The sequence below is a fragment of the Thalassospira sp. MCCC 1A01428 genome, assembly GCF_002115825.1.
In the GTDB taxonomy this organism is placed as follows: domain Bacteria; phylum Pseudomonadota; class Alphaproteobacteria; order Rhodospirillales; family Thalassospiraceae; genus Thalassospira.
Window position 1 is genome coordinate 131,924 of record NZ_JFJZ01000006.1, and the last position, 12,568, is coordinate 144,491.

The 12,568-nt window shown below is 53.3% G+C and carries 9 protein-coding genes; 4 read left to right on the forward strand and 5 right to left on the reverse strand.

Annotation, left to right across the window (positions count from 1 at the left end):
• The first annotated feature begins 125 nt into the window (after nt 1–125).
• On the forward strand, nt 126–1,289 hold the full coding sequence (locus tag THS27_RS07410; RefSeq protein WP_085589394.1) for a M20 aminoacylase family protein: 1,164 nt from the start codon (nt 126–128) through the stop codon (nt 1,287–1,289).
• A gap of 100 nt (nt 1,290–1,389) precedes the next feature.
• A complete protein-coding gene (locus tag THS27_RS07415; RefSeq protein ID WP_085589396.1) occupies nt 1,390–3,234 on the forward strand; it encodes an ABC transporter ATP-binding protein in 1,845 nt (614 codons plus the stop codon).
• Between the two features lie 462 nt (nt 3,235–3,696).
• Here the strand turns inward: THS27_RS07415 and THS27_RS07420 are convergent, their stop codons facing one another.
• The 4 genes from THS27_RS07420 to THS27_RS07435 form a co-directional block, all read right to left on the reverse strand.
• Complete coding sequence (locus THS27_RS07420) at nt 3,697–4,863, reverse strand: DUF1513 domain-containing protein (protein WP_246832882.1); 1,167 nt, start codon at nt 4,861–4,863, stop codon at nt 3,697–3,699.
• On the reverse strand, nt 4,844–5,980 hold the full coding sequence (locus THS27_RS07425) for an imelysin family protein (RefSeq protein ID WP_085589398.1): 1,137 nt from the start codon (nt 5,978–5,980) through the stop codon (nt 4,844–4,846). Before THS27_RS07425 ends, THS27_RS07420 begins: the two co-directional genes overlap by 20 nt.
• 8 nt (nt 5,981–5,988) lie before the next feature.
• A complete protein-coding gene (locus THS27_RS07430; protein WP_085589544.1) occupies nt 5,989–7,536 on the reverse strand; it encodes a di-heme oxidoredictase family protein in 1,548 nt (515 codons plus the stop codon).
• A gap of 167 nt (nt 7,537–7,703) precedes the next feature.
• On the reverse strand, nt 7,704–8,975 hold the full coding sequence (locus tag THS27_RS07435) for an imelysin family protein (RefSeq protein ID WP_085589400.1): 1,272 nt from the start codon (nt 8,973–8,975) through the stop codon (nt 7,704–7,706).
• 248 nt (nt 8,976–9,223) lie between these two features.
• Between THS27_RS07435 and THS27_RS07440 the strand changes: the two genes are divergently transcribed.
• Nucleotides 9,224–9,928 (forward strand): cytochrome b/b6 domain-containing protein, encoded by a 705-nt coding sequence (locus THS27_RS07440; protein WP_085589402.1) that lies wholly within the window; start codon nt 9,224–9,226, stop codon nt 9,926–9,928.
• 125 nt (nt 9,929–10,053) lie between these two features.
• On the opposite strand, the gene THS27_RS07445 is transcribed toward THS27_RS07440, so the two are convergent.
• The gene (locus THS27_RS07445) at nt 10,054–10,515 is read right to left on the reverse strand and encodes a cytochrome c (RefSeq protein WP_085589403.1); all 462 of its coding nucleotides are present in this window, start codon (nt 10,513–10,515) and stop codon (nt 10,054–10,056) included.
• Between the two features lie 168 nt (nt 10,516–10,683).
• Between THS27_RS07445 and THS27_RS07450 the strand changes: the two genes are divergently transcribed.
• Complete coding sequence (locus THS27_RS07450; RefSeq protein WP_085589405.1) at nt 10,684–12,201, forward strand: NAD-dependent succinate-semialdehyde dehydrogenase; 1,518 nt, start codon at nt 10,684–10,686, stop codon at nt 12,199–12,201.
• Nucleotides 12,202–12,568 lie beyond the last annotated feature (367 nt).

The window sequence follows — 12,568 nt, forward strand, 5'->3', positions numbered from 1 at the left end:
AATCACATGCACATTTTTTATTCAAGAAGGAAACATTTCTTCTTGCTGATCCAAGTTCGTGCTGCGTAACATCAAGCGTCATAAAAAAAATCCCATAACATTTAAAATCAGCGAGGCCACCACCAATGCCTGTTTTAAATCAATCCAACGAGATGTATGCCGAAGTTGCCGCCTGGCGACGGTATTTGCACGAACATCCCGAATTGCTTTACGACGTTTTTGAAACGTCAAAGTTTGTTGAAGCGAAGCTGAAAGAATTTGGCTGCGACAGTGTGGATTACGGACTGGGAAAAACAGGTGTTGTCGGCGTAATCAAGGGCAAGGCTGGTGATGGCCCCGTCATCGGCCTGCGTGCAGACATGGACGCCTTGCCGATTATGGAAGCTGGCCCGGTTGAATGGGCATCGAAAACACCTGGTAAAATGCATGCCTGTGGCCATGATGGCCATACGGCAATGTTGTTAGGTGCGGCCAAATACCTGTCGCAAACGCGCAATTTCAAAGGATCTGTCGCGCTGATTTTTCAGCCTGCCGAAGAAGGCGGCGGCGGCGGACTTGCCATGATTGAAGACGGATTGATGGATAAATTTGCCATCGAGGAAGTCTATGGCATGCATAATTCGCCAGGCTTGCCGGTGGGGCATTTTGCCATTCGCAAAGGGCCGGTTATGGCAGCGGCCGATCATTTTGAAGTCACAATTACCGGCAAGGGCGGCCATGCATCCACCCCGCATCTTGGCGTTGATCCGGTGGTTATTGCCGCGCAAATTATTACATCGGTACAAAATATTGTGGCGCGTGAAACCGACCCGCTGGAATCTCTGGTGGTATCAATTACCGCCATTCATGGCGGCGAAGCCCATAACGTGATCCCGGCTGATGTCACCATGAAGGGCACCGTGCGTACTTTGCTGCCTGAAATTCGCGATATGGCCGAAAAACGTTTTATTGAAATTGTTGAAGGCACCGCCAAACTTTTGGGTGGTTCGGCCAAGGTTGATTATCATCGTGGTTATCCGATTACCCGGAATCATGATGAGCAAACCGATTTTGTTACCACGGTTGCGCAGTCGGTTTCGGGCGATGCGGCGGTTGATACCAGCCCGCCGCCGGTGATGGGGGCCGAGGATTTTTCCTATATGCTTGAAGCGCGCCCGGGGGCATTTGTGTTTGTGGGGAACGGCGACACCGCCAACCTGCACCACCCGGAATATGATTTTAACGACGATTTGCTGCCCTTTGGCATTAGCTACTGGGTGTCGCTGGTTGAAAACAAACTGGCGTCTTAAGATTGCGATGGGCCCTGCGGGGCCCATTTTGCATTTTATCTAAAATGACCTGCAAAAATGCGGGCAATGACATTTAATATACCACATCAGGGGGTATGCCATGCCGACAGTTACTGCCGCGCCAGATGTTGCCAGCGGTTTGTTGGGGCCAGTTCTTAGTGTTGAAAATCTTTCAACGTCTTTTCGTGTCGGGCACGAATGGAAAAATGTTATTCGCAATATCAGTTTTGATATCGCACCCGGGGAAACCGTTGCCATTGTTGGCGAGTCCGGATCGGGTAAAAGTGTAACGTCGCTTTCGATTATGGGGTTGTTACACAAACACAATGCCAAAACCGAAGGGCGGATTATGTTTGGCGGGCAGGATTTGCTGACGCTGCCATCCGAACCCATGCGCAATATTCGCGGCAATGAAATATCGATGATTTTTCAGGAGCCGATGACCAGCCTGAACCCGATTTTTACCATCGGCCAGCAAATTGCCGAGGCCATGCTGTGTCATCGCGATATTTCCAAAAAAGATGCCCGTGCTGAAACCATACGCCTGCTTGAAAAAGTACGTATCCCGAATGCGGCAGCAAGGTTTGACGAATATCCGCACCAGTTTTCAGGCGGGATGCGCCAGCGTGTGATGATAGCGATGGCATTGGCGGGCAAGCCGCGCCTTTTGATTGCCGATGAACCGACAACCGCCCTTGATGTGACCATTCAGGGCCAAATTCTTGATTTGATCAAATCCCTTCAGGAAGAAGAAGGGATGGCGGTTTTGTTTATTACCCATGATATGGGGGTGGTTGCTGAAATTGCCGACCGAACAATTGTCATGTTTCGAGGCGATGTTGTTGAAACCGGCAAAACGGCCGATATTTTCCATCATGGCAAACATCCCTATACCCGCGCCCTTTTGGCTGCTGTTCCGGCACTTGGATCGATGAAGGACAGCCGGCTTCCGCGTCGTTTTGCCATTGTCGATGTTAAAACCGGCATGGGATCGGGTGATACGGAAGTTGCCGATACCGTCGACCATCATATGACGCCGGTTTTGTCGGTTAAAAACCTGACGACCCGGTTCGATATTACATCGGGCATTTTGGGCCGTAAAACCGGGGCGGTGCATGCCGTTGAAAATGTGTCGTTTGACCTGTTTCAGGGCGAAACATTATCGCTGGTTGGCGAGTCCGGTTGTGGAAAATCCACCACCGGTCGTTCGATATCGCGTCTGGTGGAACCCACCAGCGGGGAGGTGATCCTTGATGGTTATGATGTGATGAATTTGCGGTCACCCGGGCTGCGCCAAATGCGCCGCAGCATCCAGATGGTGTTTCAGGATCCGTTCGCCAGCCTTAACCCCCGTATGACCATTGGTTCGGCCGTGGCGGAACCGTTTATTGAAAATGGTTTGGGGTCGCGCAAACAGGCGCGGGAAAAGGCCGCCGACCTGCTGGATCGTGTTGGCCTGGGGGCAGATATGATGAAGCGTCTGCCGCACGAATTTTCCGGCGGGCAACGCCAGCGCATTTGTATTGCCCGGGCCTTGATGCTTGACCCCAAGGTGATTGTTGCGGACGAATCCGTTTCGGCCCTGGATGTGTCGATCAAGGCGCAGGTGTGCAATTTGCTGATGGATTTGCAGCAAAGCCTGAATTTGGCGTATTTGTTTATATCGCACGACATGGCGGTGGTGGAACGGGTAAGCCATCGGGTGGCGGTGATGTATCTGGGCGAAATTGTTGAAATTGGCCCGCGCGAAGCCGTTTTTGATAATCCCCAGCATGAATACACCAAAAAACTGATGGCTGCGGTTCCGGTGCCAGACCCGGCCCGGCGCGATATCAAACGCAATATATCGGTTGATGAAATCAAAAGCCCGGTGCGTGGGCTGGATTTTGTGCCACCGGTTCGGGAATATCGCGAAGTTAGCAAAGGCCACTTTGTGCAGCTTTAACCGTCATATGCCTGCGTTACGGCACGGGAGCATATAATAAAAACAATTCAGGCAGCGGGTTAAACCGGTGCCTGTTTTTATGTGAAAGCTGGTAGTGTCGGAAAAAGTAAAGACGGAAGTGACGGTAACCGTTTCCCGCATCGGTTACCGCCACTTTTCCACCTTGAGAGGCCTGCAGGGAGAGAGGACCCGCAGGACAGGACAAGCCTTTTTGGGGACAATGCGAATGGGTTTCATTCGCGGGCTGTGTCTGGAGCTTTTATAAGCGAGCCCCGGATATGACGCAAGTGAAAATCGTTATTAATTGCAAAAAAGTTGAGTCCGGCTTTAACGCGGGGGACTACACGTGGTGCCACTAAAGCGGTCTGCGGACTAAGTATTTGATTTATATGAATCTAATGGCATGAAAAAAGGCCGCAACAAGATGTGCGGCCTTTGGCTGTTTTGGTGATGCTGACGGCTCTAGGCTGAAATACGCTGTAAATGGTTGTCCCATTTTAGCGATTTAAGCGAATCGTCGGGAAGTTCTATCCGCTTTCGGTTGATGGCATCCATTCGCCAGCCTGATCCAAGGCCGCTGGTGCCAACAAATTCGCCTTTGCGGTCGGTTGCGGCAAGACCACACCCATCCGGGGCCGCGATGTTGGTCAGGAATTTGCCGTTATGGGCATCCCAGAAGGTCACAACGCCGCCGCGCGGGCAGGATATGGCAAAGACGGAACCCGAAACATCAAACCGCACACTGCCGCAATACTGGCGCATCCGGTATTGCACATTGTCGGGGGCTTCAAGTGCCTGAAGCTCCGGCCCGCCGGGTTTCCACAGTCCTACCAGGGGTACTTCGTCATTTAACCCGCCATGATATTGAAAACCCGTCGCAATGGTGCCATCAAGGGTTACATCGATATGGCGGATCGAAAGCTTGTGCCAATCATCCTTTAACCGGGTTTGATACAGCTTTTCGCCGGTTTTGCGGCTGATCACGGTCAGGTTCGGTTCCATGGTTTCGATGTTCAGGGGTGTTCTGCCATCAAAATCCGGGTGGGTTTTAAGGCCGCCATTGGCAATTGCCATGCCTTCGCCATCGGGCAGCAAATGCAGTTCGTGCGGGCCCATGCCATAGCTGTCAAATTCGGCGACGCGCTTATAACCGTTTTGCGCATCCCAAACCGAAATAACCCCGCGTGCATTATCAAAGTCGTTTTCGGTGATATAAAGATAACGCCCGTCGCTGGAATAAACCGAATGACCATAAAAACGCCGGTCTTCCGGGCTTTTTAACGTCGCGCGGACTTCGCCGGTGTGGCGGTTCATAATCAGGGCATACAGGCCGGGGCGGCGCTCAACCGCGGCAACATCGACATGGTTGGGGCGTAACCCCACATCATGACCACGACCGGGCAGGGGCTGCTCATACAGGATTTTGCCTTGCGCGTTAAAGGCACTGACATAAAAGTCGTCGTTATTTCCCGCACTGGCACTGATATAAACCGCCCGGTCTTCGGGTGCGGTTACTGTGGTGGCAGCTTTGGCAAAACCGGCAGGCAAAAAAGTGATCGCTCCACCCAGACCAAACAGGCGCAAAACGTTCCGGCGGTTCGGGTTGAAATCAGTCTCCATCAAGGGCATTGAAACCACCTCCAAGTTCGGTGTGACCACCGACGTCATTCTCCACCAGCATCACACCATAGGCGACCTGGTTTTCCAGTTCCTGAACTTTATCGAACCCGCCGGGCTGTGCCAGAACGGCAACCATGGAATCGGGCAGGGCATCGCTGGCATCGCGAATCTTTTGCCAGTTCAGGCGGAAAGACCGGTCCAGCAGGCTGTCAGCACCAATCAGGGCGACCATGCCCTTGCCACTTTCACCGGCACCGTTAAGTTCGCCGTCGTAAATGGCAAACAGCGATTTCAGGTTATGTGAAATATTGCGAAGCGAGCGTTCTGCCTGCCAGCTTTCCGCGCGTTTGGCATTGGCATCATCCGGGCCTTCGCCCAGCGGACGGGCCAGTTTCTGGCTGATAATGATCAACATGCCTTCATGAAGGGCACGGTAAAGGTCGGTCGCGGCGAATTTTGATGTCGGGTAATCCAGGCTATCAGGGCCAGCATTGATCATGGCATCGGCAAAGGCGGGCCATTGGGCGACCAGCTCCCCGGTCAGTTTTTCAAGATTGCCGGCAATCGTTGTCCCATATTGGCACAGATAAACGCCGTCCTTGTCTTTGGCGACAATTTGCCCGGCCAGTTTCGGATCAAACAGAACTTCTTCCAGTGCCGGGAACCCCTGCAGGGCGGCACTGGCATCGGCAATTTTGGCAGGGTTGGTATAAAGCGGGGGCTTGTTGCGCAACAGCAAACGGAATTGCCGGGCGGCAGTGCCGTGTTTGTCGGGCCAATATTCAATCAGCTGGTCGCGGCCATTGGCCATCATCGGGCCCATGCGCCACGGCTGCACTTCCTGCCAGCGATCCATGGCGTCATTAAAGCCGTCGCGCATTTTTGCCAGTCCGGCTTTGTCCGGGCTTTTGCAAAAATCACTCATGCCGGTGGCAAGGGTCGCCGTGCTGGAATGCAGGGCATCAAGTTGCGGCGGCATTACCTTTGACAGCAAATGAACGATCACATCGTGATATTGCCCGTCGGGAAGGTCGGCATGGGCCGCTGGCGGTGCCGAAAGCCCCGCTGCGATGGTAACAATTAACCCGGCCATGGCCCGGCGGCAGCCGGTATCAAACAACGGCATGTCTCCCCCTAAAGCGATTTCAAAAACGCGATCAGTTTGCTGCGATCCGATCGTGGCAAGTTTATGACGGCATCGCGTGCGTTCTGCGCCTCGCCACCATGCCACAATACGGCTTCAAGAATGGTATTTGCCCGCCCGTCATGCAGGAAACCGGCGCGAGAATCAATTTCCTTTGTGCGCCCCAGTCCCCAAAGGGGTGGTGTGCGCCATTCACTGCCACTTGCCAGGGCTTCGGGGCGGTGGTCGGCAAGGCCGTTGCCCATGTCGTGCAACAGAAGGTCGCTATAGGGCCAAATCAGTTGGCCGGATTGTTCCAGGTGCTGATCATTGACCGGTAACTGATAGTTCGGGCGATGGCAGGCCGAACAGCCAATGTCATTGAAAATTTGTTTGCCCGCCAGCACGTCAGGGTCGGTGGCGTTTGCCCGGGCGGGGGGCGCAAGATTGCGGGTGTAATACAGGATCAAATCCGTAATTACGCTATGCGCCTCAAGGTTTTCAAATTCCGGCGTGTTGCCATTGGGGGCTTTGCGGCACAATGTTTGTGCATCGGTGCAATCACCTGCCCCATCGGGATAAAGGGTGTTTGACAGGCCAACATCGAACTGCATGGCATTTTTGTTTTGCTGGTCCAGTGTCGGCATCCCTGCTTTCCAGCCAAACCGGCCCAGCGTTACCTTTTGTTCGGCGATGCTCCATACGCGGTTGGCCCGGCCCGAAATGCCGTCGCCATTTGCATCATCCGGGTCGGCCTGATCGGTAATCATGTGTTCAGGAATGGCCTCAAGCAAGCCCAGGCCAATCATTTGCGGGGCAATGCGCGGTGAAATCATCAGGCCGTCATGCAAGGGGCCATAGGCCAGTTCGGTCAGTTTGTAGTACGGTTTATGCAGGGTAACTTTGTCCCCGTCTGGAAGGGCAACAACATGGTCATCATAAGTTACCATCACCCGCCCTTCGGCCGGGATGCCCGGAACAGACAGTTCCTGAAACTGGTGTCCATATATCGGGTCGGCGATGGAATTGGCTTTGCCGCTGGCCAGCAAGGTGCGGTCGGCGTCGTTTTGTGGCGGAATGGAAAGCCGTAACAACATGGCAACGGCGGCGCGATCGGGGTCGTTTTTAAGGTCCAGTGCATGGCCGCGGCCATTGCGCACATGGCAACCAATGCAGGACCGCGAATTATAAAGCGGCCCCAAACCGTCGGTCGTTTGGGTGCGTGTGGGGGCCGCCACCCACATGCGCTGAAACAGGGCTTCGCCCAGTTTGAAATCCATGCGTTTTTCAAACGCCATATTGGCGGAATAATGGGTAAAGGCGGACCGGCCGGTTTTTTTCAGCCATGTGGTGTCGCCCCCCGGATACGCATCGGAACCTGTTTTTGCATCGGTTTTAGCCGCAGCAAGGGGAATGGGTTGGCTGGTGTCGGTTGTTTGGCGGGCATGAAGGGGGGCCGGGGAAAACACAACAGCACAGGTTGCGATACATCTCAGTAACGCCCATTGGCCGCAGCGCACATGATGTGAAAGACAGGGCAGGGAAAAAGAAAGGGGCATGGCAGGGCAATCTTGATGAAGAACCCGATCCGGCAGGAGAGAAAAAACCGGGTAATTTGGTGCCCCTGCAAGATTGACCGGGGCGCGAACGGCGAACGCGGCAAGGGGGAATGTCCCTTGCCGCGCCATATATTTATCAGATCAGGCGTAAAGCTGATTGATCAGGATCAGTTGACTGCATCGGGGTTGTCAAGGCTGTCCGAGCCTTCAAAGCTGATGCCTTCAAGGCCGATGGCACCGACGATTTGTTCGATTGATTTGGTCTGGTCAACCAGCGCATCAACGAATTTCTGAACCGCAGCATTGCCTTCATCATTGCCCGCAGCAATCATCTGGTCGAAATGTTCGCCATTATTGGCGCGATCAACCATTGCCTGACCGGCAGCAACCGAGGCGGCCAGCTTGGTTTTGATTTCCTTGTCCAGATCGGCATTGTTGGCGGCAACCAGTTCCGAAAGCGACGGACCTTCAACAACGCTGCCATCGGTGCGGGTGTATTTGCCAAGATAAACGTTCTGAATGCCCAGCGCATCGTAGAAATGCGAATTGTGGGTGTTATCCGAGAAGCAATCGTGGCTTTCTTCGGGATCATGCAGCAACAGGCCAAGTTTGGTGCGTTCGCCGCCCAGTTCGCCATAGGAAAGCGACCCCATGCCGGTGATTTCGGCGGTCAGGCCGGTGGCGCCGTTTTCCTGCATTACGTTTTTGCGGGCATCGCCATCATCAGCCCACTGTTCGGACATCCAGGTCAGGTCGGAAACCAGAAGATCGGTTGCGGCTTTCAAATAATCGCCACGACGGTCGCAATTGTCATTGGTGCAATTGTCGCCTTTGGCGTAATCGGTCCAGGAGCGGTTGCCGGCACCGGGACCTGTACCGTTCAGGTCCTGCCCCCACAGCAGAAATTCGATGGCGTGGTAACCGGTGGCAACGTTGGCTTCAACGCCGTCAAGTTCATGAAGTTTTTCAAGCAGGTCAGCATCGATGGTCGATGCATCAATGGTTTCACTGCCAATTTTCAGTTCGGGATTGGCAATGACATTGGCGGTATAGGCCGGGTTTTCTTCGCTTTCGCTGCCGTAAAGGTCGCCATCGACATAATCGATCAGGCCTTCATCGAGCGGCCAGGCGTTAACCTTGCCTTCCCAGTCATCAACGATCGGGTTGCCAAAGCGGAAAACTTCGGTTTGCTGATAGGACGGACGGGCGGCAATCCATGCGGCGCGTGCTTTTTTCAAAGCATCTTCCGACGGATTGTCGATCAGGTTGTCTACAGCCGCTTCAAGCGTCTTTGCGGTCGATACAGCGTCGCTGTATCCGGCATGCGCGATATCGGCGTAGGTTTTCATAACGGCATCTGCATCGGGGGCCGCATGTGCCAGCGGCGCACCAAGCACGCCCATCATGGCTGCTGTGCCAAGAATTTTTGAAAATTTCATTGGATTATCTGTCCGTCCCTGTTGGTAGATCAAGTGTATCGCCCGGTAATTGATACTGCTTGTGAGAATGATTTTCAACAAATCAATTGCATTTGCAAATCACAATCGGATGCAATCCAAACCGGTCACCAAATTGTGTGCGGCGCAATATGGATGGTTGAGGCATGATAACCATTGAACATATTAACGCGATTACGGTTTGATTATGCACCGTCAAACCCGGGTAAAACGCATGGCACGAGGCATAGATGCACAGCGATAACGCACAAAAAACACGTATCCGTTTATGGGATTTTCCTGTTCGTTTGTTTCATTGGGCACTGGTGGTTGCCATCGTAACGGCGTGGTGGACCAATCAGGAAGCCATTATCAATATTCATGAACTGGCCGGGTATACGGTTTTAACCCTGGTGCTGTTTCGCATTATCTGGGGATTTGTCGGCAGTTCGAATGCCCGTTTCAAATCGTTTGTCAAAAGCCCGTTTGCTGTTTTGTCCTATTTGCGCAAACTGCCCAAGGGTAGCGAAGAAGAACTGGCCTATGCCGGGCATAACCCGGCTGGCGGGTTAATGGTTGTTGTCTTGTTAATACTGGTGGGTGTTCAGGCTTTTACGGGCCTGTTTACCAGCGAGGATACCTTCCTGTTTTTTGACGGGCCGCTGGTAAAATATGTTCCGTCCGGTTTTGCCAGCACGATGAATTACATTCACCACGTTAATATCAACCTGATTTATGTCGCGGTTGGCCTGCATGTTGTGGCCGCAATCGGGTATCTGTTTTTGAAAAACGAAAACCTGATTGGCGCGATGATAACAGGGACACGCAAGGTGCCTGCCAGCATTGCAGGCCGGTTTAATGCCATATCCTTTAAACCGGCCTGGCTGGGACTGGTGATACTGGTGGTATGCGCCGGGGTTGTGGCCGCTGTTATTACGGTGGCGCGGGCCGGGTAAGCGGGCTTTGGCCACGCTGCCTGGCAACGATTTGATTAAAAAATAAAGGCGGGGCGCATAACGCACCCCGCCTTTGTCATATCAAAATAACGCCGGACCCTTAAAGGGGGCGTTCATATACCGGGTTATTTGGTGCGGAAATTATCGTGGCAGTCTTTGCACAGCTTGCCCATTTCGCCCATGATCGGCCCCATTGCTGATTTATCACCGGCAACTTCGGCCAGTTTCAGGGCATTTTCCTGCAATTTCGGGAAATGATCGGCGAAATTATCCCAGTCCGTCCAGATGTCAGCACTTGCGGTGGTTTTTTTGGTGGCATCCGGGGTTGCGGTTTTGAAAACATCCGGGCCGGTTGATGCCGAAAAGGCAATGCCTTCGGCCAGCAGGTGTACAACACCCTTGGGCAGGTCGCATTCGCCTTTCATATAGCAGCCCAGCGTGCCCATCGCCCCGCCGATACCAGCCATCATGTGTTCACGTGTTTCAACGGTTGCATTGTCGCTGGTTTCGTCGGCTTGTGCCGGCATGGCGGCAAGGGTCAGACCCAGCGATGCTGTCAGGAGGGCGGTTTTGATAAAATGTTTCATTATTCTCAATCTCTCTCGAAGAACCGGTAAATGATAATCGTTGTGTATGTGTTGTTGCCTGAACGTCCTCTGTGGGCTTAGTGTCCCAGCAGCGGGACAAATAATGGAATCACAACACCGTGAGGTCCTCCGCATTGTTCTAAATCTGGCGATAAGGAAACGCCCTGTATGTCGTCCGCCGACCACAATTCTGCGCCTGTTGGGGGAAATGCCCCGCATCTTTCCGGTCTTGATCGCGCTCAGGCACTTATCCGAGACTGGAGTCTGCATAAGGCTTTTATTAACGGGGAATGGCAACGCGCCGATTCTGGTGAAACCATCGAGGTTTTAAACCCCGCCACCGGCAAGCTGCTGGCTGATGTCGCCTTTATGCGCACCAGCGAAGCGCGCCGTGCCATTGATGCTGCCGCCAATGCCTTTCCGGCGTGGTCGGGCGCACTGGCAAAGGATCGCGCCATTATTTTGCGGCGCTGGCGCGATTTAATGGAACATTACCTGGAGGATCTGGCCTGTCTGATTACCGCCGAACAGGGCAAGCCGATTGATCAGGCCCGGCGGGAAGTGGTGGGGGCCATTGCCTATGCCGAGTGGTATGGCGAAGAAGCAAGACGCGCCTATGGACAAACCATGCCCGGCACCCAGACGGATCGTCGTGTATGGGTGCAAAAACAGGCCGTTGGTGTGGTTGCCGCGATTACGCCGTGGAATTTCCCGTTGACGATGGTGGTGCGCAAATGTGCGCCCGCCCTGGCTGCCGGGTGTAGTGTGGTGGTGAAACCGGCCGAAGATACCCCGCTTTGCGCCCTTGCGGTGGCAAAACTGGCCGAAATGGCGGGTTTCCCCAAAGGGGTGTTTAACGTGGTAACCGGCAACCCCGTGCCAATTGCCCAGGCCCTGACCGATGATTTTCGGGTGCGGATGTTGTCCTTTACTGGGTCCACCCCGGTTGGCAAACGCCTGATCGTGCAATGTGCCGATACGGTTAAAAAAACGGCGATGGAACTGGGGGGAAATGCCCCGTTTATCGTGATGGACGATGCCAACCTTGACGATGCCGTTGCCGGGGCGATGATTTCAAAATACCGCAATAGCGGCCAGACTTGTGTGTGTGCCAATCGTATTCTGGTGCAAAACGGCGTTTATGATGCCTTTGTTGAAAAATTCATTGCGGCCACCCGAACCTTGCGTATGGGGAACGGTTTTGATGCGCAAAGTGACATTGGCCCTTTGATTAACAGCCGCGCCGTCGCCAAGGTCGAACGGTTGATGGCCGATGCCAAACGTCGGGGGGGTGTTTTTCATGAAGGTGCGGAAAAACCCGACACAGGTTATTTCGTTCGGCCCACCGTCATTACCGATTTGCCAATTGATGCCGCCTGTTTTGAAGAAGAACTGTTTGCCCCTATCGCCCCGATTTACCGGTTTGATACCGAGGCCGAGGCTATAACCCTTGCCAATCAGGTGAAGGGTGGTTTGTCATCCTATTTATATAGCCGCGATATTGGCCGCATTCACCGCATTGCCGATGCCCTGCAAACCGGTGTGGTCGGCATTAATGATGGCACCACATCACATGAAGGTGCGCCTTTTGGCGGTGTAAAGGAAAGCGGCCATGGTCGTGAAGGCGGTCATTGGGGGCTTGATGAGTATCTTGAGGTGAAATACCTCAATATTGCCCTTACCTGAGGTGTTTTAGCCATGCAAAATTGGTTGGGGTCGCATTCGCGACTCTAATCCTGCGATTCGTAGTCATTTTATCGGTGAATTGGTGATAATGACCGGGGTGTGGTGGTTATTTTCCTGAAATTTTCAAAACTTAAAACCTTCTGTGTCCCTTTTGTTTCAAGGGATACAGAAGGTTTGCCTTAATGTTAAGGCAGGTCTTGGGCGGGTTCGGTTTTGCCGCTGTAAAAAGAATGAGCAAGTTGAACACCTTATTTGTCATGAGACAAATTCCACCAAACTGCATGACCCGATTGTGTTTGATGTAAGTCAACCTATGCATGGAATACATGGGTGGGCTGATAAAACTGATCTCGTCGTTTTGCAATAT

What these genes read in the sequence shown, in the direction of transcription:
- THS27_RS07410 (WP_085589394.1), top strand. Translation starts at nt 126, where the DNA reads ATGCCTGTTTTAAATCAATCCAACGAGATGTATGCCGAAGTTGCCGCC.
- THS27_RS07415 (WP_085589396.1), top strand. Translation starts at nt 1,390, where the DNA reads ATGCCGACAGTTACTGCCGCGCCAGATGTTGCCAGCGGTTTGTTGGGG.
- THS27_RS07420 (WP_246832882.1), bottom strand. Translation starts at nt 4,863, where the DNA reads ATGCCCTTGATGGAGACTGATTTCAACCCGAACCGCCGGAACGTTTTG.
- THS27_RS07425 (WP_085589398.1), bottom strand. Translation starts at nt 5,980, where the DNA reads ATGCCGTTGTTTGATACCGGCTGCCGCCGGGCCATGGCCGGGTTAATT.
- THS27_RS07430 (WP_085589544.1), bottom strand. Translation starts at nt 7,536, where the DNA reads ATGCCCCTTTCTTTTTCCCTGCCCTGTCTTTCACATCATGTGCGCTGC.
- THS27_RS07435 (WP_085589400.1), bottom strand. Translation starts at nt 8,975, where the DNA reads ATGAAATTTTCAAAAATTCTTGGCACAGCAGCCATGATGGGCGTGCTT.
- THS27_RS07440 (WP_085589402.1), top strand. Translation starts at nt 9,224, where the DNA reads ATGCACAGCGATAACGCACAAAAAACACGTATCCGTTTATGGGATTTT.
- THS27_RS07445 (WP_085589403.1), bottom strand. Translation starts at nt 10,515, where the DNA reads ATGAAACATTTTATCAAAACCGCCCTCCTGACAGCATCGCTGGGTCTG.
- THS27_RS07450 (WP_085589405.1), top strand. Translation starts at nt 10,684, where the DNA reads ATGTCGTCCGCCGACCACAATTCTGCGCCTGTTGGGGGAAATGCCCCG.